Genomic DNA, 21,705 nt, shown 5'->3' with positions numbered 1-21,705 from the left:
TCACAGACCAAACACATCCGCTGGGTCAGCATCTTGGACCTTGCGAACTGCGATCGCGCCAGAAATCAAACACATCACATAGGTCATGGCATAGAGCACCACCACCCGCGTCAACGTCATCTGAAACAGGAGCCCCGTCACATTTCCCGTAGCCTCATACAGCAGATTCCCCACCAAGAAACCGGGGATAAAGCCCAGGGTTGAGAGAATCAGCGCCTCCTGAATCACCACCCAGAAGAGAAAACCATTGCTGTAGCCCATTGCCTTGAGCGTGGCATATTCCGCCCAGTGGTCAGCCACATCGGTATACAGGATCTGGTAGACCAAAATGATGCCCACCACAAAGCCCATCGCAGTCAGCAGGCTAAACACAAAGCCAATATTCGTGTTCTCTTGCCAATACCGCCGCTCCCGCTCCACAAAGCCCTCCGGTCCATCCCGCGCCAAAATCAACACATCCTTGGGCAGTTGATTCTGAAGTACCGCCACCAAGCGATCCACATCGGTACCAGGAGCCACCTTGATCAGCCCCACATCCGCCGTAGCAAAACTGCGCTCATCTTCCTCTGGTCCCCGATTGGCAAAGTACCGCAGAAAATTCACATCGCTCATGATCAGATTGCCATTGCCCGAGGCAAAGTCAGTCCCCAGGGAAAACGTCCCCACGATGCGAATCTCCCGCTCCGCCAGTTCCGTCGTAATACCCGCCTCCGCTGGACCCAATTCAGCCCGAGCCCGAGTGTCAATCAGAGCGGTATTGAGCTGCTGAAGCTGGCTGCGATGGGCGGTAATTTCCGCCATGGGTAACACCGGATCCGCCAAATTAAAGGCCAGCACTCGCACCGGGCGAGTCCGCTTAGTCTCGGGATTTTTCCAGTTGGCGTCGCTGAGGTAAAGGGCGTAGGCATCCGTTACCCCCTCAAAGGCACGGGCCTGATCTAATCGGCGGCGGGCAAAAGAAATCGGCACAAACATGTTGCTTTTAAGGCGATTCACCATGATGATTTCGCCGTTGAGCCGTGACAAGAGCTGAAGCTGGCTGTCGTACAGGGCATTCATAAAGCCCGTAAACAAAAACATCAGCAGCACCGCAAACCCGACCCCCAGCAACGAAGTGACAAACTTGAGGCGATCGTGGGTAAGATTTAGCCACGCTAGCGGCGTCCGCTTGGAAAACAACATGCAGATCAATGCTCCTCTTGTCTCTGTCGGCGTCGCCGCCGCCGAAATTCTTGAGATGGCAGTGGTTCTAGCGCTTTCAACCCTGAATCCCCAGTCAGTATTTCCACTTCATACCCTAGCCTTACATAATGATCGGCGACGGATTTGATCGCCGCATCCCCTAAGGAAACCCCTTGCACCACTAGATCGGGCCACTCATCTGCTATCTGCTTGAGTCCAGCAGCATCCCACAAATCCTTCTGGCTGGTGAAAGCAGCCCAAGGCGTAGTTTCATCGGCAGCCTGTTTCATAATGTTGGCCAGAGCTAAGGCCAGATCCCGTCGCCTCGGCCTAAGCTGAGCAATATGATTACCGGTTTCAATGATGCTAGCAAGGGGTAAAACCAGGGTGGCTCCAGCGGCAATCGCTTGCTCCAGATAGGGCTTTAGACGGGACAGGTTCCAGCGATCGCTATCAGGGCCACAGCTTTCCTTCCCAGGGATGTTCAGCCAAACACAGAGGATGGAGGTGTCCAGAATCAAGACCTTCTGTGGCATGGGTAGCCCCTAGCTAGCCCGCTCTAGGGTGCGCTCAATCAACCCTTGGCTGGCAGCTTTCCCCAAAGGACCCGAGGCAAGAAGTTTGGGCAACGCTTGTAAATCCTCCAAGACTGTTAACTTGCTATCTCCCGTATGGGGATCGCGATGGGCCACAACGACAGAGCGGACTAGTTCTAGGGCCAATTCATCCAGCAAGGCTGGGTTATGGGTGGTGATCAGCACATCAATGTGGCGCTGATCACCAATCTCCAACAACATCTTTAATAAAAGCCCCGATCGGGATGGATGCAGGCCATTGTCAACCTCCTCAATGACGACTTGACTGCCTTCCGGTCGAGTCAGCAAAGCGGTTAAAATCGCCAAAAATCGTAGGGTGCCATCGGACATGCCACGGGCATCAATAATTTCAGCCTTCTGATCGCTGACCCAAGTTTCTTCGCAGTACAACATGGCATCAGCCCCGAACTTGCCCACAGGTTCCGCCCAAACTCGACGCACATCCCGTTCTGGCAACTGGCTGACATACTTAGACATCGTAGTTTCGAGCTGATGTTGCTCATCATCGCTGAGCGCGGCCAGCACCCCAGCAATATTGGAGGCATCACTGTAGAGGTACTCCGTTAAGGGAGAATAATTTCTCATTTTGGAGGGAATGGGATCTAAAATCAGGATTTCTTCCAAAATACTGGCAACCCGATCAATCCCTTCCGTAATATCTTTGCGTAGACTGGTTAATCCGCCCAGTTGACCTAGGATTGAGGTGGAGCGGTGCATTTCCTTGGGCGTACCGCTTTTCTCGTTGTAAAGTCTAGCGGTAATGCTGGGACTATCGGCGGCCACTTCATCGGTTTCAAAAAGATGAATTTGATAAGGATTCTTATCAGTTCTTGGTCGTTTACGAATGCGATCTAGGGACTCAGCAACGAGTTGTACCCTAGGTAGCGTTTCAACGGTAATCCGATATAGGTAATCCGTCCTTTCATCTTCAGAACCAATCAAGATCTGTAGGGTAAATTGGGTTTCGGGCCTGAGGGCTGCCCATTCAATGCCACCTCTCAGGGGAAGAATTTGAGGATCTCCTGCCAGGGCTGATTGGAGATCTTTTCCCTGAGCCATCCGATTTAAGAATGCCAAACCATCCAGGGCATTGGACTTGCCGCTAGCATTAGTGCCAATCAACACTGTCAGGGCTTCGATGTCCAGCTCTGCATATCGGAAGCTTTTCCAGTTCTCGAAAACGAGTTTTTTTAGCATTTCATTATTGGGGGAGCGGCAGGTTGTCTCTCCCACGTCCTGGATAGGCCCCATGTTAACTAAAACACGTCGGCAGGGTCGGCGGTGACAGCCTTGCGGACGGAGATCAGGCCAAAGGTTGGGCTGGTGCGACAATAGTGGACTGATTTACGCCCTGCGTTACTAGGGTGCTGTTCTGGCGGGGTAGGGGGGGTCAAAAATCTAAGAGCCACTCGGAGGCGCGTTCCCCTAGATCGAGGGGAATGCTGACCGCTTTGCCGAGGCGGGGGCGATCGCGGGTTTCGGTAATGGCGGTACGAACATGGTCTGCTTGCCCCCAGCCCATGAGATAGGTGGCGATGCTGTTGAGGTGGGCCTGGTACTGGGCCTCGTCCATAGGGAAGGACGCCTGCTCTAGGTAGCGCCACATTACCTGGAAAAAGATTTGCCCTTGCTGGCGACGGAACTGCACATCAAAGGAATAGCCCCATTTTTGGACAATGAGTTCGTGTAGGTCTTCTCCGGTCATGGGTACTCCAACCCCGCAGCGTTCATATTTTTTCACATTTCCATCATCCCCCCAGGGCCGGGGGCGCGATCGCAGTCTTTCGTCCCCTAGAATCCCCCTCAGGTTGGTCGAAATGCCCACCCTGGCAATCATTGGGCCGATGCGTAGGGGAATAGGGGGGGAAATAGGAGCCACCCATCGCCCCGATCGCGACCCATCATCTAGACACCTCTGGCCCCCTTCCTATCCAGTTCCTCACGGTAGGGGCGATCTCAGAGACGGGGGAATGCAATAATACCCGTAGAAGTCTGCAAACTTATGTGACGAAGAACTCATACAGGGTCAGGCCCGAAGGGACGTTCCCTGGGTCAGATTCGCGTTTGAAGGACGCCAAGTCCTTCCCCTGAAACCATTCTCCGTTACTAGCGCCTGTAGTTTGTTAATTAGTTTGTACTGAACTCAACACCCTGCCTGGAATATGACTCAAGCGTCTGGAATGTCCGATGTCCCCGATTTGGGACGCCGCCAATTTATGAACCTACTGACCCTCGGTGCTGCCTCGGGAGCCGTGGGCGGCATGTTGTATCCGGTGGTTCGATACTTTATCCCCCCTTCCAGCGGTACAGCCGGGGGGGGGCTCCTTGCCAAGGATTCGCTGGGCAAGGATGTCATTGCTAGCCAGTTTTTACAGACCCATGGACCGGGCGAGCGCGTCTTGGTGCAGGGACTTAAGGGCGACCCCACCTATCTGGTGGTTACAGAAGACAGTTCCCTAGAGCAGTACGGCATCAACTCGGTCTGTACGCACCTCGGCTGTGTGGTGCCCTGGAATGGCAGCGAGAACAAGTTCATCTGCCCCTGCCACGGGTCTCAATACGACTCCACTGGCAAGGTGGTACGCGGTCCCGCCCCCCTCTCTCTGGCCCTAGCCCATGCCGATGTCACGGAAGATGACACGGTTTCTCTAACGGAGTGGTCAGAAACCGATTTCCGCACGGGGGAAAATCCCTGGTGGGCTTAGGCAGTCGTCTGATAACCCGCTGTCCTAATCTCTAGTCCGCTGCTGTGTTGTTTGCACATCCCTTGATAGCTAATACCTAAATGAAGATGCGAGCCCTATTGAGTCGGTGCAACCCCATCCTGGGTTGGCTGCACCCCCTAGCGAAATCCACCGCGATCGCGATCGCGGTTGCCCTGGTTGTGGTTTCCGGAAGTCTCGTGCTTCCCCAGCCCGCCGAAGCCTATCCCTTCTGGGCTCAGGAGAACTACGAATCTCCTCGGGAAGCCACCGGGCGCATTGTTTGCGCCAACTGCCATCTGGGGGCCAAGCCCACCGAGATCGAAGTTCCCCAATCTGTCCTGCCAGACACGGTCTTTAAGGCTGTGGTCAAAATTCCCTACGACCTGAAGGCCCAGCAGGTGTTGGGTGACGGCTCCAAGGGTGGGCTCAACGTCGGTGCAGTCCTGATACTGCCCGAAGGCTTCAGGATTGCCCCTCCCGACCGCATCTCGGAGGAATTGAAGGAAGAGGTGGGTAACACCTACTTCATGCCCTACGCCGAAGACAAGGAAAACATTCTCATTGTTGGCCCCTTGCCCGGTGAGCAATACCAGGAAATTGTCTTCCCCATCCTCTCCCCCGATCCGTCTCAAAACAAGGCGGTCAAGTTCGGCAAGTATGCTGTTCATGTCGGCGGCAACCGGGGCCGAGGTCAGATTTACCCCAACGGCCAAAACACCAACAACGTGGTAGTTAAAGCGCCGACGGCGGGCACTATCACCGCCATTGCCGGTGTAGAAGCTGGGGGCTACCAGATCACTATCCAGTCCGACACGGGAGAAGCCGTCGTCAAGGACGTACCCGCTGGTCCTGAACTGATCGTCACGGAAGGGGAAACCGTTGCTGCTGGTGCCTCCCTCACCGCCGATACCAATGTGGGTGGTTTTGGCCAGGTGGATACGGAGATTGTGCTGCAAAGCTCCGGTCGGATTAAGGGACTGATTGCCTTCATCGCCGCTGTCATGCTCACCCAGATTATGCTGGTGCTGAAGAAGAAGCAGGTAGAGCGCGTCCAAGCCGCCGAAGGTCTTAGCCTCTAGCTCTCCTAGTACTGGGCGGCGGAAATACCCTGGCCGTTCCACCGTGGCACAATCGGCCCCTCACCCTAGCCCTTTCCCAAGGGGAGAGGGGACCGGAAAATGTTGGGCTGGCGCGGCAATAGTGGACTGATTTACGCCCTGCGGTACTAGGTGTCTTCATCCCAGAGAAAACGCTCAAATACAACGCTAAAGAGGGGCAATATTGCCCCTCTTTTTTGGTCTATGGCACCCCTGACACTACTGACGGACTTTGGCCTCCAGGATCCCTATGTGGGGGTGATGAAGGGGGTGATCGCCACACTGGTTCCCACCGCCCAAGTGATTGACCTCAGCCACCAGATTCCCCCCCAAGATGTAGTGGCGGCGCGGTTAGCCCTGATCTTGGCCTATCCCTACTTTCCCGCTGGAACCGTGCATGTGGTGGTAGTGGATCCGGGGGTGGGGACCGATCGTCGGGAACTTGCAATCGCACTTCCCCAGGGCTATCTCGTCGGGCCAGATAATGGGGTCTTGATGGGGGTAGTGCAGGACCAGTTAGCCTCCCCCCCAGTAGCCCCAGACAAAACTGAATCCCTGATCACAGCGGTGGCCCTAACCCAACCCCAGTATTGGCGCACCCCGACCCCCAGCCGCACCTTCCATGGACGGGACATTTTTGCCCCTGTAGCGGCCCATTTGGCCCTAGGCGTTCCCATTACCGCCTTGGGACCGGAGATTCCGGTGCCAGACTTGGTCACCCTACCTCTAGATCGCCCTGAGGCCCAAAGCAGTGACGGGGTGGGTCAAGTGCAGGGCTACGATCGCTTTGGCAACCTGATCACAACCCTGCCCGCCCCTGTGCCCTTGCCCTCGACCGCTAGAGTACTGTTCAAAAACGAAACCCTCCCCATAGGACAGACCTACGGGGAGGTTCCCATCGCGACCCCTCTAGCCCTAGTGGGTAGCCATGGCTGGATTGAGATCGCGGTGAATCAAGGCAGTGCCCAGGCCCATTTTCAGGCCCAGGTGGGAGATAGAGTGAATATGCTGTGGGAGTAGTCGGTCTATTGTGGTGTGGTGCTGTGATGGACAGGGTCCGCCACAGCACGGGTTTTGCAAATAATGGATCTATTGGGGTGGATCGACGGGCTGCCCCGGCTCACCCCCTCCTGGGCCATCCTGACCAGGAGCTGCGGGGTCTGTGGGAGCCGTTGGATCTACTGGTTCCCCTGGAGCCGCAGGTTCCGTAGGTTCTACCGGGGCGGTCCCATCAGGAACAGGCTCTTCGGAAGGCACGTCTCCCCCCCCACAGGCCACCCCCACGACAGAGATTCCCGCTAAAAAGGGCAATACGGCCCATTGCGTCCATTTCAATTGTGTCCATTTCATAGGATGGTTCCTCATTCAACACTGGTTTATAGCGGTTCCCTAATGGATGAGGTACAGCTCAACTTGATGGCAATTCGGGGAACAAGGGGCTTAAGCCCCTTGCCTGTACTTAACCCGAGTGAGAACCGCTATAGGCCCCAGTAATGGGGCCATAGGTAGGGAAGATCATCCCCGTCTGTCCTGTGGAATATTCCCTGAAAATAGCTATAGCCTTGGCCAATTTGCTTAAGACACCGAGCACCGTAGGTGCTTAGTGGCAAAGCAAATTGGCTCGCAGTCTTGCCCTAAACGGACTTGTGACTGCTGTAGTTCCAGCTTTAGTCCTCCGCTAGACGCTGGTTAATTTCTGCCCGCAGGGTGGGGTCTTGCTGGGCCGCCTCTAAAATGGCGTCAAACTCCTCCAGAGTGAGACCTTCTGCCTGAATGGCTTCCTGCATATCTGCCCGAGCGGCCTGCTGAAGTTCCACGACTTGCTCCGATGCTTGGGCAAACTGTTGCACCTGTTCCGGCGGTACCTGTTCCGCCGTTTCCGGCGCTTGCTGGGCTTGGGCAATGGTGTTGAACTCTTCCACCGTCAGCCCCTCTGCCTCAACAGCGGCGACCAGTTCTGGCTGGATGTCCTGCTGGATTTGTTGAATAGCCTTGTAGGCATTGACGAAGAGGTCAATTTGCCCGCCAGAAACCTGAATTTGTGGTTGCTGCGGTAGGGGTTCCTGGGTTTGGGCTAGGGCTGCCCCGGCGCTCGGGAACCCGATTAGGAGAAGAGCGGCTAGGGAACCTCGGAGCAGTTTGGATGTGACCATGGTTGAGTCCTTGTTACTTACATCAGCAGCCCACGCGGGACTCGGGCGATCGCCTTTGTCGAAGTCTGATGGGGAGATGACTTGGCTACTATCCTGGGTGCGACTCCCCTAATCAGTTCCAATCAGTTCCGAGGGGCCTAGAGTTTGCCCGAAATCGGTGGTGCTGCAAGGCACGGTTTGTCTGTCTGACTGTCTATGCCTCAGTTATGGAGCAGCTTAGGAAATGGGTATGACAGAGATGTTCAACAGAGATGACAGGGATGTGAAGTTTTTGAGGGGCTGGGGCCAGATCGGTGGATCTGGGGGTGATGATCTAGGCTGAAGGCAGGTTGTCTCCGTCGTGAAATGCCATGGTTTTTCCGTCTCCCTCTACTTCCCCTCCAACCTCCGAGGTCTACCAGGGCCAATTTGGGGAATTTACAATTACTGAAGATGATCGCTGGGGGGTGCGGGTCTATCGCGGTGGACTTGCGATCGCAGCCCTGAGCCTCGTCTTGTCTACGATGGTCGTTCTCTGGCCCCAGCGCCCCGACTGGGCACTGGCGGTGGTGAGTGGCCTCTATGGTCTATTTTGGCTGGCCTTAGGGGTGAGCCTGTGGACTATTCATATTTATCTCAAGCCCCTGCACCGCCTACTCCAGGTCTTTTGGCTGGTGGGGGGCGTGGCCTCCCTGGTGGTGGCCCATGGTGATGCTGCCCCCTTTGTCCAGACGGTGTACCAGCATCCCGTAACGCTCTGGGGGGTAGGCTTTACCTTTGTGGCGCTGACGGGCATCTACTTTAAGGAAGCCTTTTGCTTTAATCGTTTGGAGGCAAAAGTGCTGACTCCCCTCGTTCCCCTGCTCCTTTTGGGCCACTTGGCGGGGGTTTGGTCCGTCCCTTGGGCGACGGGAATGCTGATAATCTGGGCGGTGGGCTTCACCGTCTTTGCTCTGCGGAAACTAGTGCAGGCAATTCCCGATGATGTAGGGGACAAGAGCGTCTTTGTCTATCTGGCCCAGCAGCGCCAAGCCCCATCAGAGGGAGTTGGCTAGTACAGAAAGGTAGAAATCGGGTATCAACTCAAAGCGGGACAAATCTCTTGGGGAGGAGTTAGGAGTTAGGAGCCAAAATCTAGGAGAGTACTGGATTCTGGCTCCTGACTCCTGAATTCCTCGGAACCAATTTGGCATCAACGACCTTGGCATCAACGACCTTGGCATCAACGGTATCAGAACGGGTATTGTGGTGGGCCTGGAGCCGCATTGATGGGGTTGGCCCCGTCACCCTCAAACGGTTGCACGATCACTTTGGCTCGCTGGCGGATGCCTGGATGGCGGATGCGCTGTCGCTCCAGGCGGTTGAGGGCATCGGGGCTAAATTGGCGGGGGCCATTGCCCAGCAGCGTCACCAGCGAGATCTAACCCAAATTCAGCCCGTCGTGCCCGCTGCGCCGGGGGCCTATCTGACTCCCGCTGATGCCGCCTACCCTGCCCTGCTATTTGAAATCGCCGATCCGCCTCCGGTGCTCTACTACCAGGGGGATTTGGCGCTCCTGAGTCAATGCCAGATCCGCCCTGCGGTGGGTATTGTGGGAACTCGCAGTCCCTCGGACTACGGACGACGCTGGACCCGCCGCATTACGGTTGCCCTGAGTCGGGCAGGGGTGACGGTGGTTTCAGGGCTAGCGGATGGCATCGATCGTGAAGCCCATCAGAGCTGCCTAGAACACCAGGGAGCCACCATTGCCGTCCTCGGGACGGGGGTAGATGTGGTGTACCCCAGCGTTAATCGGGATTTGCATCGCGCGATCGCAGATCGGGGTCTTTTACTCAGCGAATATCCCCCCGGCACTGGTCCAGATCGCGCCCACTTTCCCCGCCGTAACCGCATCATTGCCGGGATTAGTCGGGCCGTGCTGGTCACCGAAGCCCCAGCCAAATCGGGAGCCCTGATCACCGCCCGCCTTGCCAATGACTATGGCCGCGATGTGTATGTGCTCCCCGGTTCCCTAGATAATCCCCGCAGCCGAGGCTGTTTGGAACTGGTGAATCAAGGGGCGCAACTGGTCCTAGAGGAAGACACCCTGGTCGCCGCCATGGGGGCGATCCCGGTGGATGGAGAACCAGGATCTACCGCCTCCCCACCCCCCACCCCTCTGCCTCCCCCGGACCTGGCTCCACCGCTGTTGCAGGTCTGGCAAGTATTACAGGGAGAGCCCCTGACCTTGGATGCCATTGTGATCCAAGCCCAGCCCTTGACCACAGGGGAGGTGCTCAGCGCCCTAACCCAGCTAGAGCTGATGGGGTTGGTGAACCAACTACCGGGAAGCCGCTACCAGCGGGCTTCCTGATGAGGACAGGGTATCAACTCAAAGGGGGACAAATCTCCTGGGGAGGAGTTAGGAGTTAGGAGCTAGAATTCAGTACCCTCCTGGCTTCTGGCTCCTAACTCCTGAATTCCTCGGCAGTTACGTTGATGCCCGAGAACCAGGTGCGGTGCAGTGCCCACCCGACAGAGCCCATCTCAGGGCTGGAGGACAGTGGCCGCAGCGGTGATGTGGCCAGCCTGCACCGTCAGAATTTGAGAGGAATTGAGCCACTGGGCATCGAAGGAGCCCAGATGGGTGGTGGTAATCAGGGTTTGAAAGCGGTCTTGGATGGTGTCGAGGAGCTGGTTTTGGCGATTCAGGTCGAGTTCCGCCAAGACATCATCCAGCAGCAGCAGGGGCGGCTCCCCCACCACCGACTCAATCAACTTCAGTTCCGCCAGTTTGAGGGCCAGCACGAGGGTCCGCTGCTGCCCTTGGGAGCCGTACTGGCGAGCGGGGGTGTCGTTGATGGTGAAGGCAATGTCATCGCGATGGGGACCGACGAGGCTGGTGTGCTGCATTTGCTCCGCGATCGCGCGTTGTCGAATCTTGTCCAAAAAGGCGGCTTGAATCTCCCCCGGCTCATCCCCCTCTAGGGGCACATTGGGCTGGTAGTCCACCCGCAGTCCCTCCGTCTGTCCGCTGATGTCCCGGTGCCAGGTTTCGGCTAAGGGAGCCAATCGGGCCAGCCCCCGCGATCGCCGCCGCATCACCCGCGTCCCCAGGGTGGCCAGTTGGGCATCCCACAGGGCCATCTGGGTAGGGTCTGGCGATCGGTCCTCTGCGCGCCGCAGTAGGGCATTGCGCTGTTTCAACGCCTGGTTGTATTCCGCCAGAATACTGGCGTAGACGGGCTCTAGCTGCATTAGCAGGGTATCGAGCCACACCCGCCGCTCCCCCGGTCCCCCCCGGACTAAATCCAGGTCTAGGCTGGAGAACTGCACCGCATTCAACGCCCCGAGAAAGTCTACCTGCCGCCGTAGCTTTTCGCCACTGCGGCTAGCGGTGCGGCGACCCGCCTGCCGCAGCACCAGTCCCAGATCCGCCCAGCCCACTTCCCGATCCACTGTGGCGGTGATCTGGGCCAGGGTCGCCCCCGATTGAATCAAATCGCGATCGCGGCTGGTGCGATGGGATTTGAGGGTGGCCAGTAGCTCCACCGACTCCAGCAGATTGGATTTGCCCTGGGCATTGTCCCCCAGCAGGATTGTCTTAGGAGCTGTGAACTCCACGGCCTGTGCCCCGTAGTTGCGAAACTGCCTCAGTTGTAGGGTCTTGAGGTACATGGAGGGGAGTGGGGGAGTAGGTGACAGGTGACAGGGTCTAGGAATTTTAAGTTTTAAGTTTTGAGTTTTGAGTTTTGAATTGAATTTTCCGGTAGGGGCGCGGTTTCCGCGCCCAATGCAGGATGTCGCCGTAGTGCCCGCGTCCCATGGAAGATGTCGCCGTAGGGGTGCGGTGCTCATGTCCCATGCAGGATGTCGCCGTAGGGGTGCGGTGCCCGCGCCCAATGGAGGATGCTGGAAATCTTCGCTCAAATCTAGAGATGGTGTTGGAGTCTGCGGAACCCTACCGGCTCCCCCCGGTACACTCTATGCGATCGCACATTTACTGACGCCTGCAAATCCAGACCAGCGTGTTTGCCTATGCCCCATCTTTTCAACCTGGTCCACTGTGACATGGTTCCATTGAAGCGCTCAACCCTGCCCATCCCAACCGCCAGTATCTTTCCCGTCACGTTCACCCGTTACTGGATGGCGCAACGGCATTATCAGCGCTAAAGGATCAGTTTGCCCCGTGAAGCCTTTTAACCCCAGCACTGTTCGTCCTGGCTCCTAGCCTCTGGCTGGGAGCCGCCTGGGATCGAGAGACAGAGCCTCAGCGGGGGGGCCTAGGCTCTGCCTGGGCACCAGGGGTAAAGACGAGGATTTTTGCAGAAATTAGTGATCATGCACTTTTTCGACCTACTGCATCTTTTTGCAGCATAAAGTCGATGTATTCCTCAATCTGAAGTAACCGGGCTGGAGATAATTGACGCAACTTAGCCAGAATTTCCGCCTCTTGTTCCCATTGATGTACTGGGATAATTTGTGATGCGATTACTTCCACGGTGATATTAGGTACGTTGAATCCTTCCAGACTGTAGCCATCTTCCTCGCCATCAGCCATAGGGTAGTGCTCAACGATAGTGGCAACACTTCCTCTTTTTAGATTGTGTTCCGGTAAATCGATCGCTAAGGCAACCTTGGAGAATAAAGAATATTTATCACTCATGATCCGCCCCCTTGTCTGGCACTAATGTCACAAATTTTGTTGCCTCAGTCGTGACCATCCAGATGGTTAAAACATTCAACTCAACGCCATTGACACCCTTGAGGCAGGCTCGAATACGATACTTTTTACCAAAGCGATTGGTCTCGACCAGTTCAGCAGACTTTGTCAATACTTGCGAACGTAGATCTTGCTCAAGCTGATGCCAATTTTTCAGAGAATAGCCTGCCTGCTCTAAAAACTTAGACTTATCATCCTTGGGCAATGGAATGAGTAGGTACTGTGTCAGCTTCTCCTCGGAAATGATCGCATCCTGTACCAGGAAAGTCATTTGCCTTAAATATCACCCTGTTTTTGCCTAATGTATCACTTTGTCCTTGGAGGACACACGCCAGAGTTCACCTGCTGCATGAAGAGCGATCGCGATCTCTCCCCGCTGATTTAGCCATGTTTTAGAGGATACAGTGCCAAATCTACCCCACCAGTCCTGCTGGGCGAAGGGGACGGGTTCCTGGAAAGGGGGCTGGCTACGAAGTAAAACTGTGGCCTAGGAACCCGTCCCCTGGGTCAAAGGTTATGGCCTCATTATTGTATCAATGGGTTGGTGGGCCTCACTGCGCGCAGGGCGATCGCAGCTATGGCAGAGATAGCACTGATGCCTGTCATGCTGACCAGTCTTCAACTAACAAGTCTGCTACTTGCTTAAAATCTGAGGTGTTGCGGGTCAGAAGAGTTGCTTGGAGTGAAATCGCGATCGCAGCAATTTTCAGATCCATTGTGCCGAGGCGAGGGTAGGCTTTTCGTAACCGTACATAAGCTTGAGCGGCATTGGTGTCGAAGGGCACAATGGTAATCACACTGTAATCAAGGGCAAGTTGTTGTAGCCAGTGGTAAGCAGAAACTTGCTCTTCGACTGTTTTTGCCCCAGCGACGACCCGCAGCCGCCCTCTAAGCTGCTCTTCGTAAGTGATGACGGTGACTGCTACCTCGGCTCCTTTAATGGCAGCAAGTCTTTGTAGAATGCGTTGGCCTGCTGGGTTTTTACGCTGAATGAAGCTGAGGTGGTCAGTATCAAAGATATACATACCGCAGCAGGCTACCTAATCGGCGGTCTTGCGCCAGTCTTGCCCAAAGTTGATCGCGGCATCAAAGGTAGGATCATTTTCAAAGCTGCCTGCGATCGCTGACCACCAGGGGGTTGGCTTTTGCAGAAATGCAGACAACACCTGCCTGAGCTGCGCCAGTTCTGTTTCTAGGGCTGCAACTCGCGCTTCGAGGTGCTGGGAGCGCTCTTCGAGTTGTTGAGAAGTCATGGCAGCAAGCATGAAAGCTGCTGACATTATATAGCGAATATAGCGATCGCAGGGGTGCATCTCAATGTGGTGCCGATGGCTGAGAGCCTGCGGGGGCTGGCTCTGCCTCCCGTTCCCTGGGGGCGGGGGAAAGGGGACGGGTTTCTGAGAGGCAGAGCCTCAGCGGGGGGTGCCCAGGGGTAGCCTAGGAAAAGGGGACGGGTTCCTAGAAAGGGGGCTGGCTACGAAGCAACGCCATGACCCAGGAACCCGTCCCCTGGATGCAAATAATTGACAGTCCTGTCGCTTCATCGGCAGGACACTATCCTCAACCAACGACATGTCTAGGACGCTTACCATTAGGATGAAGCCAGAGAGTGTGATTAACCCAAGGGCCGCTGCTGCACCCCCCGTAGCCCGGATACTGATCACAGTTCTGAGGTGCCACGCACCTGCGCCTGCAACCTCAAATCTTCACCTGCTACCGCGATCGCACCTATGCTGACGCAGCAAATTACCATCGAATTGCCGGAGCCTGTGATGCGTCAACTGATGCGCATCGCTGCGGCCACGCAGCAATCAATCGAGACGTTGGTGGCTCAAAGTGTGCTGGGTAATCTGCCCCCCTCGGCTGAGAATGCGCCGCCCGAGCTACAGAAGACCGAGTTGTTGGCGATGCAAGCCTTGAGCACTGATGAGTTGCTGACGATTGTCCAAGCCCAAACTCACCCGGCCCAAAGCGATCGCCACACTGAGCTTTTGCAAAAGAATGAAACGGCCCAACTTTCTGCGGAAGAAACCCAGGAATTGACTGCCCTAAGACAGGCTGCGGATCATCTCATGTTGCGTAAAGCCTACGCCTGGTCGCTGCTGCGATGGCGGGGACACAAGTTGCCTAAGCTGGCTGATTTACCCACGCCAGCATGAGCATTGCTGCTGACCTGCGGCGGCAGGTGATTGAGGAAGCCAGTCATCGCTGTGAATATTGCCAAGCGTCATCGCGGCTAACTGGAATGCCCCTGGTCATGGAACATATCCTGCACTGCCTGCTACCGCTGTAATGAGTTCAAAAATGGAAGATTGCGGCGAAAGCATTACTCTTCTCAAACAAACGCCCTTGCGCTCCCATTGCAATCTTGTCAGGAAGGACTAACTTTCAGACGTAACCGTCACCTTGCCGTTGCTAATTACAATTCGGGTGGGTTGCTGGATGCCTACACAGTAAGTTTCTCGACGAATGTTCGCTGCTATTGTCTTGAGGTGGGGTTGAATCCATTTGGGATCATTTTCGGGATACAGATACACCTCCCAGCGTTTACCAGTCTCGGTTGCATGTTCAAAATCATCAACCCGCCGAATCCCTTTTACTACTGCCGCTTGATAAAAGAAGTTGATACTCTTACGCAAGCATCTTTCCCATTGCGTCATTGAATACACGTTCTGAACTTTGAGAAGTTCGTTTGGAAATGGGTTGCTAGGTTTTGACAGTGGCGATTGGTGCTTGCGGAAGTTGATTTCTTCAATGCCTTTTTTCTGATTACATGCCCGACAAAGCATCTGGAGATTTTCTAAATCATGAGTGCCACCATGGAATTTAGGGTTGATGTGATCTACCTGCAACCACTTGTCAGTACCGCAACATTGACATTGAGAATAATCGCGTTCTTTAACTTGTTCCTTAGTCGCCTCGTCTAATTCTGTCGTTGATGGCCCGACTCCCTCGCCACCGGGCGGATTAGGTGGTTCTATACCTAACTGCTTAACTCTCCTTACACAAGCATCAAAATAAACTCTGAAGTTGGCAAGATTCTTATAAAATACTTGCCAAAATCTGTCTTCACGTGAATATTCGCTTGCCAGAAATTCTTCGATCTCACTCATGCGAAGATCCCTAGCAATACTGTCCTGGGCAATCAAATCTAGATCATGTTCTTTGCGAGCATCGAAATCAAACCATTCTGGCTCTTCGCCGTTTTGAGCAATGTGCTTTGCGATTTGATACAGGTTCGTCAGCAGGCGATTTTGGTTCCCTTCAGTATTTGGGAAGAAGCGCTCCATTATCGAAAATATCGAATGACTATCTGGCTCCTTTTCGTAGTCAACGTGCACTAAATTATCCAGATCTTCTGGGCTCATTCTTTGGAAGAAGTCGATACTGTGACTGTAGGCATCCTTTTCATGCTCAAACACCATGGCGAGGCGCTGAACTACTTCTGAATCTTCGTTGTTGTCAACCAGTTCAATTTCCGTGAGATACCAGCCGATAGGAATAAGGCTTAAGAATGGCCCTGGTGTCACCTCAAATTCTACTTGGGCTAACTTGCGAATTAAATCAAGCGAAATATATTCAATCTCTTTGGGCTTGGTAGGTGGTCGATCACCAATCTCGATACCACCTTCTAAGTCATCAAATTTTGCCCAGTCAATCACCTGTTGCCAGTTGTCAATAAAGCAGACGATATAAGCCTGCTCAGTACCTCCAGCCTTCGGCCCTCGCAAGGCCCGACCCACCATTTGGGTTAATAAAATTTGGCTGGTGGTTTGTCGAGTCAAAAAGACTGATTCTACATCTGGAATGTCCGTTCCAGTGGTCAACATTTGAACGTTGATTAAAACCTGAATTTCACCTCTCTTGAACTTTTCTAGAACCTCTTTGTTATGGGTCTTGTCTATTTTGTTGCGCTCATCTGCTGTGGCTGGCTCTGTTTCTACATACGTAAACATGAAATCAGCTTTGATGTCTCTTCGTTGTAGAGCCTCTTTTAAATAAACGCATTGAGCTCTGCGATCTGCAAAGATGATGGTTTTGCCATACCGCTTTGCGTTTCTGGCGTAAACTTCTGCGATCAATTCATTGCGACCTTTGTTTTTCGCCAATTGAGTCACGATGTCATCGGGAAGATCGCGACTTGCCTGCATCCATTTTCGATATTGTTCTTCCTTTAGCTCCACATCTACTTGGGTGTTTTCATGTTCGTAGATGGGCTTTGCTAGAATCCCTTCTTGGATAAGTCTATCTACATTAACTGTATATAAAACTCTCTGCTGGAAGAGTTTCGCTAACCATCCCTTTTTGCTAGCATTGTTGTAAGTTGGGGTTGCAGTTAGACCTAGTAGAAAGTGCTTGGGTGAGCGATCGCGAAAACTATTGAGCAATTGGCAGTAGCTCGTTGCCGGAGCATGATGGGCCTCATCGAAAACCACAAACAATTTGTGGCCCGCTGACTTAATGAAGGCGTGAAATGCTTTCTGATTGTTGTTGTAGGCATTGCGGGCAGTTTGCAGAGTGGCAATTACAACATCATCCTCTGGTTTGATCTCCGCTGCTTTGAAATGTCCTTTAGTACCTGAGACTACACGGACAGTCAGAGTTTTGCGTTGCTGAATATGCCCAACCTCTCGTTCCAAGCTATAGAAGGCTTGCTCTAGCAGGTGATGGGTATGGGCTAACCACAGGACTTTGTAGCCTTCAGATAATGGCCCCCGGCAGAGAAAATGCCATGCAGTAAAGGTTTTACCGCCCCCTGTCGGCAGGGCCAAAATGCCGCCGGGTTGGGCTGGCTTTTGGGTAAACCATTGATGTAGTGCCCTAAGGGCCTCGCTTTGGTGCGCAAATGGAGTATGTCCTGTGGGCCTTCGTGCTGTCAGGTCATAGATTTTGCACAAGTATTCGATGTGCTCAGGAGAAGTTGGGGCTGCCATCTTGAAACCTGGGGGCTATAGCTAAAGCCAGAATTCCCAGATCCTCTGCAACTATCCCACAAGGGTTTCACCATCGTCCTGGCTCCTAGTCAGAATTTGTAGGCTGGGTCAAGGCACGCCGACCCAGCAAGCCTGTCCTGATGCTGGGTCTCACTTCGTTTGACCCAGCCTACATCGACGAAGACGAGGAGGTTTGAATTTCTTCCTCTTCCATTTGCCCTGGCCCCTAGCCTCTGGCTGGGAGCCTCCGGGAGCGGCTCTGCCGCCTGAGATCGCGAAGCTTCGTTTGACCCAGCCTACGTCAACTGAACTATGCAGTCTGAAGAGCATCCAAAACCAAGACTTCCAAATCAGAGACAGCAGCCAAATGGATATCATTAGTCAAGAAAAACATGGCACCTCCTTGCATAGCAGATGCAATCTGGATTGCATCTGGAGTTCGCAAGTTTTGTGTTGCTCTTAACTGGGCGGTAATTTCGGCAATCTCAACAGAAACAGGTAGCGTAAATAAGTTCTCTTGGTCAAGAAAAATATCGCGATACTGGCCAGCAAGTTCTACATTGCCTGAGCGTAGTGGATGGACTAAAACTTCGGTCAGCGTCAACGTAGACGTAACAACTTGAAACTCACCTTGACTCATCGCCCCAAAAAAGGCACGAACAAGCTCCAAATATGTCTCATTTTGCTCAATCAAGTAAATGAGTGGTGCAGTATCCAAGCCCACAACTTGACCTTGCAGTTGCATCAGCCATTCCATGAAGTACGCTCCTGGTTAACGTACTCTTGAGCATCAATCCCATACCAGGTTTTTTTTCCTAGTCCTTCCAATTCCATAATGCTACGCTTGGGCTTGAGAAGCATACGGTGACGTACTATCCCAGCCAACTCTTCTAGTAAACGAAGTTGCTCATTTGGGGTAAGATTCTCAACTTGGCGACGGATATCTTGATAGGTAGCCATATTCTTCGTTTAATAGCTCTACCGCCAATCATGCCACATTACTAACAGATCCAACTTTCTCTTCTGCTTAAGTAATGACTAAGTCCATTGTCCAGAATCTCCCCTCCAGATGGCTTGATCCTAGCCCAATCTCCCAGCCCGAATTGGCAAAGGGGACGGGTTCCTAGACCACGACTTTACTCCGTAGCCAGCCTCCCCTCTAGGAACCCGTCCCCTGGGCAGAGACAGAATTTGTAGGCTGGGTCAAGGCACGCCGACCCAGCAAACCTGTCCTATCGCCATGTTGTTACTCACCTTCCCCCACCTCAAACAAGATCCTGGGCCTGTCACCACTGCCCTGGTGCAGGCAGGAGCCAGTGCCGAAGTGTTAGGCGTTTGGCGAAACTGGGTGCAGCAAGACCTGCAACCCATCGACGAAGACGAGGATTTTTGAATTTCTTCCTTTTCCATTTGCCCTGGCTCCCAGCCTCTGGCTGGGAGCCTCCGGGGGCGGCTCTTCCGCCTGGAACCGAGAGCAGTGGGTGCCCAAAACATCCAGAACAGCCGCCCTATCAGGGAAATCTGCTATCTCCTAAATGAAACCTGTCGCCACCATGGAGCGGTTACACTCGACATAGCTGACTTGGTCAACATCGCAAACAACGCCATGCTTGAAACCACCCATCAGTCCACCGAGTATAAGTACATCAGGCTTAAGGATGATGGCGTTCCCCATATCGCCGAAACCACCATGAAAGTGGTAGAGCTCGTGACCTCCCACCTCACCTACGGCTGGAGTCCAGCAGAACTGCACTTTCAATACCCCCATATCACCATGAGCCAGATTTATTCCGCCCTGGCTTACTACTGGGATCACAAAGCAGACATTGATGCCGATATCGATCGCCGCCTTGCCCTAGCCAAGCAACAGCAAGCCACCGCTCCCCCATCGATCGTGGCAAAGCTCCAACCATAGGGTTGATCAGGTGACCATCAGCTTTTACATGGACGAACAAGTGCCCCGCCAAATCACCTTGGGGCTGCGGCTACGCAATGTTGATGTTTTAACCGTCCAAGAAGATCATCGCGCGGGCTTAGATGACCCCAGTGTGCTGGTAAGGGCGGGGGAATTACAGCGGGTTCTGTTTACCCGTGATGATGACTTCTTTGCGATCGCTAACGCCTATTTAGAATCAGGACAAGCTTTCAGTGGCATTGTCTACAGCCATCAGCAACTCGCAAGTATTGGTGACTGTATTCGTGATTTAGAGTTCATCGCCAACGCTTGCGACATAGCAGACTTCGTCAATCATGTTGAATTCTTGCCCCTATAGGAACCCTATGCCAACTGTAAAACTCCCAATACCCCTGTCACTTGCAGCCCTACTCTCATTGCAGCCGCTCTCCCACAGATTTACTAACGACGATCATCGCCAATCATTGACTTCTAGGGTTCTCAGGTCTTGCCGAAAATCTTCAAGGCCATAATGGATAGGGATTCGGAAATGACTAACCCCATTGTCCAGAATCTCCCCTCCAGATGGCTCGATTCTAGCCCAGTCTCGCAGCCCAGATTGGCAAAGGGGACGGGTTCCTAGATAGGGAGGCTGGCCACGGAGTAAAGTCATGGCCTAGGAACTTGTCCCCTGGGAAATGAGAATTACAGAAGATCGGCTTTTGTGGTGGATCGACACAGCTAAAATAGTGCAATAAGAAGTGTCGATGCAGGAGTTTTACAATGGGGCGCGGGAAAAAAGATGAAAATAAAATTTGTTTAAGTGCTGAGCAACGCCACCGATTGGAAGACATCAGTCGCAATGGTCACGCCCCTGCCAAGAAAATCCTCCATGCCCAAGTTCTACTGATGGCGGACGAGGGAGAGTGGGCAACCAGACACTGGACGGATGAGGAGATTGCAGCAGCACTCAATCTGCACCGCAACACGGTGGGACGGATTCGCTACCGCTTCTTAGCGGACGGGGAACAACCAGCGCTCAACCGACGAGTCCGAGCAACACCGCCAGTTGCCCCGGTGGTGGATGGGCATTTGGAGGCTCAAATCATTGCCCTGTGCTGTTCTGAAGCCCCTGAGGGACGCACCCGCTGGACACTCGAACTGCTCACCCAGCAGTTGAAAGCCCGACAAATTGTGGCGCAGATCTCGCGAGAGACGGTGCGACGGACGTTAAAAAAAACAAGTTACGCCCTTGGAAAGTAGAACGTTTTTGCATCCCAGAACGGGACTTGCCACGCTTTGTGGCTCAGATGGAAGTGGTTTTATACTAAATCCGAGTAGCATACCCCCGCAATGATTGGACTTGTCATACGGGCCACCAGTGATAGTTGGTCAGGGCTTTAATCTCGGATTGCATTGACAGCAACGTGCGGCAGCGGGCCTCAAGGACATACTCGAGATCACTGAGAGTGTCAAAGCAGCGATTAACTAAGGGTTCATCGGCGAGTCGCCAGAGCCGTTCTGCCGGCTGCAACTCGGGTGAGTAGGGGGGTAATATCTCCAGATGAATGCTGTCCGGCACGACCAGGTCTTTACTGGTGTGCCATCCGGCTCCATCGATCACCAACAGGATCTGCTGATGAGGGCTAGCCCCGACTTGCTCAGCAAAAGTGGCTAGGGCTTGGTTAACGTGAGTTCGACAGTTAAAAAGCTGCTTGTGGCAGGGCTTTAAGCTCATCGTTAGGGATGCCCAGCGAGGGCTTATCGGGGTGGTAGGCGTAGGCGATCATGCCTGACACCAGATTGACGTGGAATGGACCCCCTCGGCCCTGCTGCCCCTGTGTGTGTATCTGAAACACTGCTTTGGCACCTGTAGTGGCATTAGCTTCATCGATAGCAGCAGCCTGAAGGTTTGTCATAACCGTCGCATCCGCCGCCACAAAGTCTTCCGAGGCATAGCGGCTCGTGGCAAAATCTCGGTGGATTGGTTCTTTGGCTTCAAACTCCATCTGGTCGTGAATGACCAGGGCGAGTTGCTCAATATTGAGATCACACCGGGCAATACTGATGACCGTAAGCCAGTGGAGAGCTTGCTCAAAGGCTGCTATGGCAAGGTCTTTGCCGACCGTGGTTATGTGTCTAAGGCGTTGGCTAACACCCTCTTTGAAACCTATGGCATTGAGTTCTTTGCCAAATCCAAGCGCAATATGAAAAATCAACTGATGCGCTTTACGGACAAGTTACTGGCCCGCAAGCGCTCCATTGTTGAGACCATCATTGACCAGCTCAAAAACATTTCCCAGATTGAGCATTCTCGGCATCGCAGCCCCACCAATTTCATGGTCAATGTCATCTATGGCTTGATTGCTTACTGCCATCAGCCCAAGAAGCCGTCGCTCAATCTTGACTTTGCTCTTCCTCAAGCCGCTTAACCCGAACTCAGGTTACAAAACTGCCTTCTGC

At 53.8% G+C, this 21,705-nt stretch carries 27 protein-coding genes and 1 pseudogene; 12 read left to right on the top strand and 16 right to left on the bottom strand.

Annotated elements, in window-relative coordinates; genetic code table 11:
* The 5 genes from devC to LEP6406_RS35140 are packed head-to-tail and all read right to left on the bottom strand — an operon-like array spanning position 1 to position 3,657.
* Positions 1-1,182 (bottom strand): ABC transporter permease DevC, encoded by a 1,182-nt coding sequence (devC, locus tag LEP6406_RS0205385; protein WP_008310557.1) that lies wholly within the window; start codon positions 1,180-1,182, stop codon positions 1-3.
* Positions 1,183-1,187: 5 nt separating this feature from the next.
* The gene (locus LEP6406_RS0205380; protein WP_008310555.1) at positions 1,188-1,718 is read right to left on the bottom strand and encodes a hypothetical protein; all 531 of its coding nucleotides are present in this window, start codon (positions 1,716-1,718) and stop codon (positions 1,188-1,190) included.
* Between the two features lie 9 nt (positions 1,719-1,727).
* Positions 1,728-2,975 carry an AAA family ATPase gene (locus LEP6406_RS0205375; RefSeq protein WP_027268862.1) on the bottom strand — a complete coding sequence of 416 codons (1,248 nt, stop codon included), beginning with the start codon at positions 2,973-2,975 and terminating at the stop codon, positions 1,728-1,730.
* A 59-nt stretch (positions 2,976-3,034) separates the two neighbouring features.
* Positions 3,035-3,172, bottom strand: a complete 138-nt coding sequence (locus LEP6406_RS32675; protein ID WP_155834635.1) for a hypothetical protein — start codon at positions 3,170-3,172, stop codon at positions 3,035-3,037.
* Entirely contained in the window at positions 3,169-3,657 is a 489-nt protein-coding gene (locus tag LEP6406_RS35140) for a DUF3067 family protein (protein WP_315874570.1), read from the bottom strand. The genes LEP6406_RS32675 and LEP6406_RS35140 overlap by 4 nt, the downstream gene beginning before the upstream one ends.
* A 283-nt stretch (positions 3,658-3,940) precedes the next feature.
* Between LEP6406_RS35140 and petC the strand changes: the two genes are divergently transcribed.
* From petC to LEP6406_RS0205355, 3 genes are all read left to right on the top strand, one after another.
* Positions 3,941-4,483, top strand: coding sequence for a cytochrome b6-f complex iron-sulfur subunit (petC, locus tag LEP6406_RS0205365; protein ID WP_008310548.1), 543 nt, complete (start codon positions 3,941-3,943; stop codon positions 4,481-4,483).
* 80 nt (positions 4,484-4,563) lie between these two features.
* Positions 4,564-5,562: a cytochrome f gene (gene petA, locus LEP6406_RS0205360; protein WP_008310545.1), complete on the top strand. Its 999-nt coding sequence runs from the start codon at positions 4,564-4,566 to the stop codon at positions 5,560-5,562.
* A gap of 222 nt (positions 5,563-5,784) precedes the next feature.
* On the top strand, positions 5,785-6,600 hold the full coding sequence (locus LEP6406_RS0205355; RefSeq protein WP_008310543.1) for an SAM hydrolase/SAM-dependent halogenase family protein: 816 nt from the start codon (positions 5,785-5,787) through the stop codon (positions 6,598-6,600).
* Between the two features lie 69 nt (positions 6,601-6,669).
* Here LEP6406_RS0205355 and LEP6406_RS32670 read toward each other — a convergent pair whose 3' ends face one another.
* Together LEP6406_RS32670 and LEP6406_RS0205345 are read right to left on the bottom strand one after the other, a co-directional pair.
* The gene (locus LEP6406_RS32670) at positions 6,670-6,930 is read right to left on the bottom strand and encodes a hypothetical protein (protein ID WP_008310541.1); all 261 of its coding nucleotides are present in this window, start codon (positions 6,928-6,930) and stop codon (positions 6,670-6,672) included.
* A gap of 317 nt (positions 6,931-7,247) precedes the next feature.
* A complete protein-coding gene (locus LEP6406_RS0205345) occupies positions 7,248-7,733 on the bottom strand; it encodes a DUF4168 domain-containing protein (protein WP_008316841.1) in 486 nt (161 codons plus the stop codon).
* 350 nt (positions 7,734-8,083) lie between these two features.
* Between LEP6406_RS0205345 and LEP6406_RS0205335 the strand changes: the two genes are divergently transcribed.
* Positions 8,084-8,767 carry a DUF2301 domain-containing membrane protein gene (locus tag LEP6406_RS0205335; protein WP_008316839.1) on the top strand — a complete coding sequence of 228 codons (684 nt, stop codon included), beginning with the start codon at positions 8,084-8,086 and terminating at the stop codon, positions 8,765-8,767.
* Between the two features lie 146 nt (positions 8,768-8,913).
* Entirely contained in the window at positions 8,914-10,065 is a 1,152-nt protein-coding gene (gene dprA, locus LEP6406_RS0205330) for a DNA-processing protein DprA (RefSeq protein ID WP_008316837.1), read from the top strand.
* Positions 10,066-10,238: 173 nt separating this feature from the next.
* Here dprA and recF read toward each other — a convergent pair whose 3' ends face one another.
* The 5 genes from recF to LEP6406_RS0205305 all read right to left on the bottom strand — a co-directional run bounded on the left by recF (position 10,239) and on the right by LEP6406_RS0205305 (position 13,667).
* The gene (recF, locus tag LEP6406_RS0205325) at positions 10,239-11,369 is read right to left on the bottom strand and encodes a DNA replication/repair protein RecF (RefSeq protein WP_008316836.1); all 1,131 of its coding nucleotides are present in this window, start codon (positions 11,367-11,369) and stop codon (positions 10,239-10,241) included.
* Positions 11,370-12,030: 661 nt separating this feature from the next.
* Positions 12,031-12,357, bottom strand: coding sequence for a DUF4926 domain-containing protein (locus LEP6406_RS0205320; RefSeq protein ID WP_008316833.1), 327 nt, complete (start codon positions 12,355-12,357; stop codon positions 12,031-12,033).
* Positions 12,350-12,685, bottom strand: a complete 336-nt coding sequence (locus LEP6406_RS0205315; protein ID WP_008316832.1) for a DUF6883 domain-containing protein — start codon at positions 12,683-12,685, stop codon at positions 12,350-12,352. Before LEP6406_RS0205315 ends, LEP6406_RS0205320 begins: the two co-directional genes overlap by 8 nt.
* A gap of 331 nt (positions 12,686-13,016) precedes the next feature.
* A complete protein-coding gene (locus LEP6406_RS0205310) occupies positions 13,017-13,439 on the bottom strand; it encodes a type II toxin-antitoxin system VapC family toxin (protein WP_008316829.1) in 423 nt (140 codons plus the stop codon).
* Positions 13,440-13,454: 15 nt separating this feature from the next.
* Positions 13,455-13,667 carry a hypothetical protein gene (locus LEP6406_RS0205305; protein WP_027268860.1) on the bottom strand — a complete coding sequence of 71 codons (213 nt, stop codon included), beginning with the start codon at positions 13,665-13,667 and terminating at the stop codon, positions 13,455-13,457.
* Between the two features lie 477 nt (positions 13,668-14,144).
* Between LEP6406_RS0205305 and LEP6406_RS0205300 the strand changes: the two genes are divergently transcribed.
* Positions 14,145-14,573, top strand: coding sequence for a hypothetical protein (locus LEP6406_RS0205300; RefSeq protein WP_008316918.1), 429 nt, complete (start codon positions 14,145-14,147; stop codon positions 14,571-14,573).
* Positions 14,570-14,707, top strand: coding sequence for a hypothetical protein (locus tag LEP6406_RS30915; protein WP_008316920.1), 138 nt, complete (start codon positions 14,570-14,572; stop codon positions 14,705-14,707). Before LEP6406_RS0205300 ends, LEP6406_RS30915 begins: the two co-directional genes overlap by 4 nt.
* Before the next feature lie 88 nt (positions 14,708-14,795).
* Here the strand turns inward: LEP6406_RS30915 and LEP6406_RS29985 are convergent, their stop codons facing one another.
* From LEP6406_RS29985 to LEP6406_RS0205285, 3 genes are all read right to left on the bottom strand, one after another.
* Complete coding sequence (locus LEP6406_RS29985) at positions 14,796-17,348, bottom strand: DEAD/DEAH box helicase family protein (protein ID WP_008316922.1); 2,553 nt, start codon at positions 17,346-17,348, stop codon at positions 14,796-14,798.
* A gap of 310 nt (positions 17,349-17,658) precedes the next feature.
* Positions 17,659-18,105: a type II toxin-antitoxin system VapC family toxin gene (locus LEP6406_RS0205290; protein ID WP_008316924.1), complete on the bottom strand. Its 447-nt coding sequence runs from the start codon at positions 18,103-18,105 to the stop codon at positions 17,659-17,661.
* Positions 18,093-18,308 (bottom strand): hypothetical protein, encoded by a 216-nt coding sequence (locus LEP6406_RS0205285; RefSeq protein WP_008316926.1) that lies wholly within the window; start codon positions 18,306-18,308, stop codon positions 18,093-18,095. Before LEP6406_RS0205285 ends, LEP6406_RS0205290 begins: the two co-directional genes overlap by 13 nt.
* 280 nt (positions 18,309-18,588) lie before the next feature.
* Between LEP6406_RS0205285 and LEP6406_RS32665 the strand changes: the two genes are divergently transcribed.
* The 4 genes and pseudogenes from LEP6406_RS32665 to LEP6406_RS0205265 form a co-directional block, all read left to right on the top strand.
* On the top strand, positions 18,589-18,741 hold the full coding sequence (locus LEP6406_RS32665; RefSeq protein WP_008316927.1) for a hypothetical protein: 153 nt from the start codon (positions 18,589-18,591) through the stop codon (positions 18,739-18,741).
* An 84-nt stretch (positions 18,742-18,825) separates the two neighbouring features.
* The gene (locus LEP6406_RS0205275) at positions 18,826-19,263 is read left to right on the top strand and encodes a DUF433 domain-containing protein (RefSeq protein WP_225886419.1); all 438 of its coding nucleotides are present in this window, start codon (positions 18,826-18,828) and stop codon (positions 19,261-19,263) included.
* A gap of 10 nt (positions 19,264-19,273) precedes the next feature.
* Positions 19,274-19,621, top strand: a complete 348-nt coding sequence (locus tag LEP6406_RS0205270) for a DUF5615 family PIN-like protein (protein WP_027268859.1) — start codon at positions 19,274-19,276, stop codon at positions 19,619-19,621.
* 404 nt (positions 19,622-20,025) lie between these two features.
* Positions 20,026-20,567, top strand: a pseudogene (locus LEP6406_RS0205265) (helix-turn-helix domain-containing protein); the annotation flags it as partial.
* Positions 20,568-20,608: 41 nt separating this feature from the next.
* Here the strand turns inward: LEP6406_RS0205265 and LEP6406_RS26670 are convergent.
* The gene (locus LEP6406_RS26670; RefSeq protein ID WP_008310612.1) at positions 20,609-20,980 is read right to left on the bottom strand and encodes a transposase; all 372 of its coding nucleotides are present in this window, start codon (positions 20,978-20,980) and stop codon (positions 20,609-20,611) included.
* A gap of 70 nt (positions 20,981-21,050) precedes the next feature.
* Between LEP6406_RS26670 and LEP6406_RS26665 the strand changes: the two genes are divergently transcribed.
* Positions 21,051-21,674, top strand: a complete 624-nt coding sequence (locus tag LEP6406_RS26665; RefSeq protein WP_008310610.1) for an IS982 family transposase — start codon at positions 21,051-21,053, stop codon at positions 21,672-21,674.
* Positions 21,675-21,705 lie beyond the last annotated feature (31 nt).

This window comes from Leptolyngbya sp. PCC 6406, from assembly GCF_000332095.2.
GTDB lineage: Bacteria > Cyanobacteriota > Cyanobacteriia > Phormidesmidales > Phormidesmidaceae > PCC-6406.
Note: the sequence above shows the minus strand (reverse complement) of the source record. Positions and strands in the feature narration are given on the sequence as shown.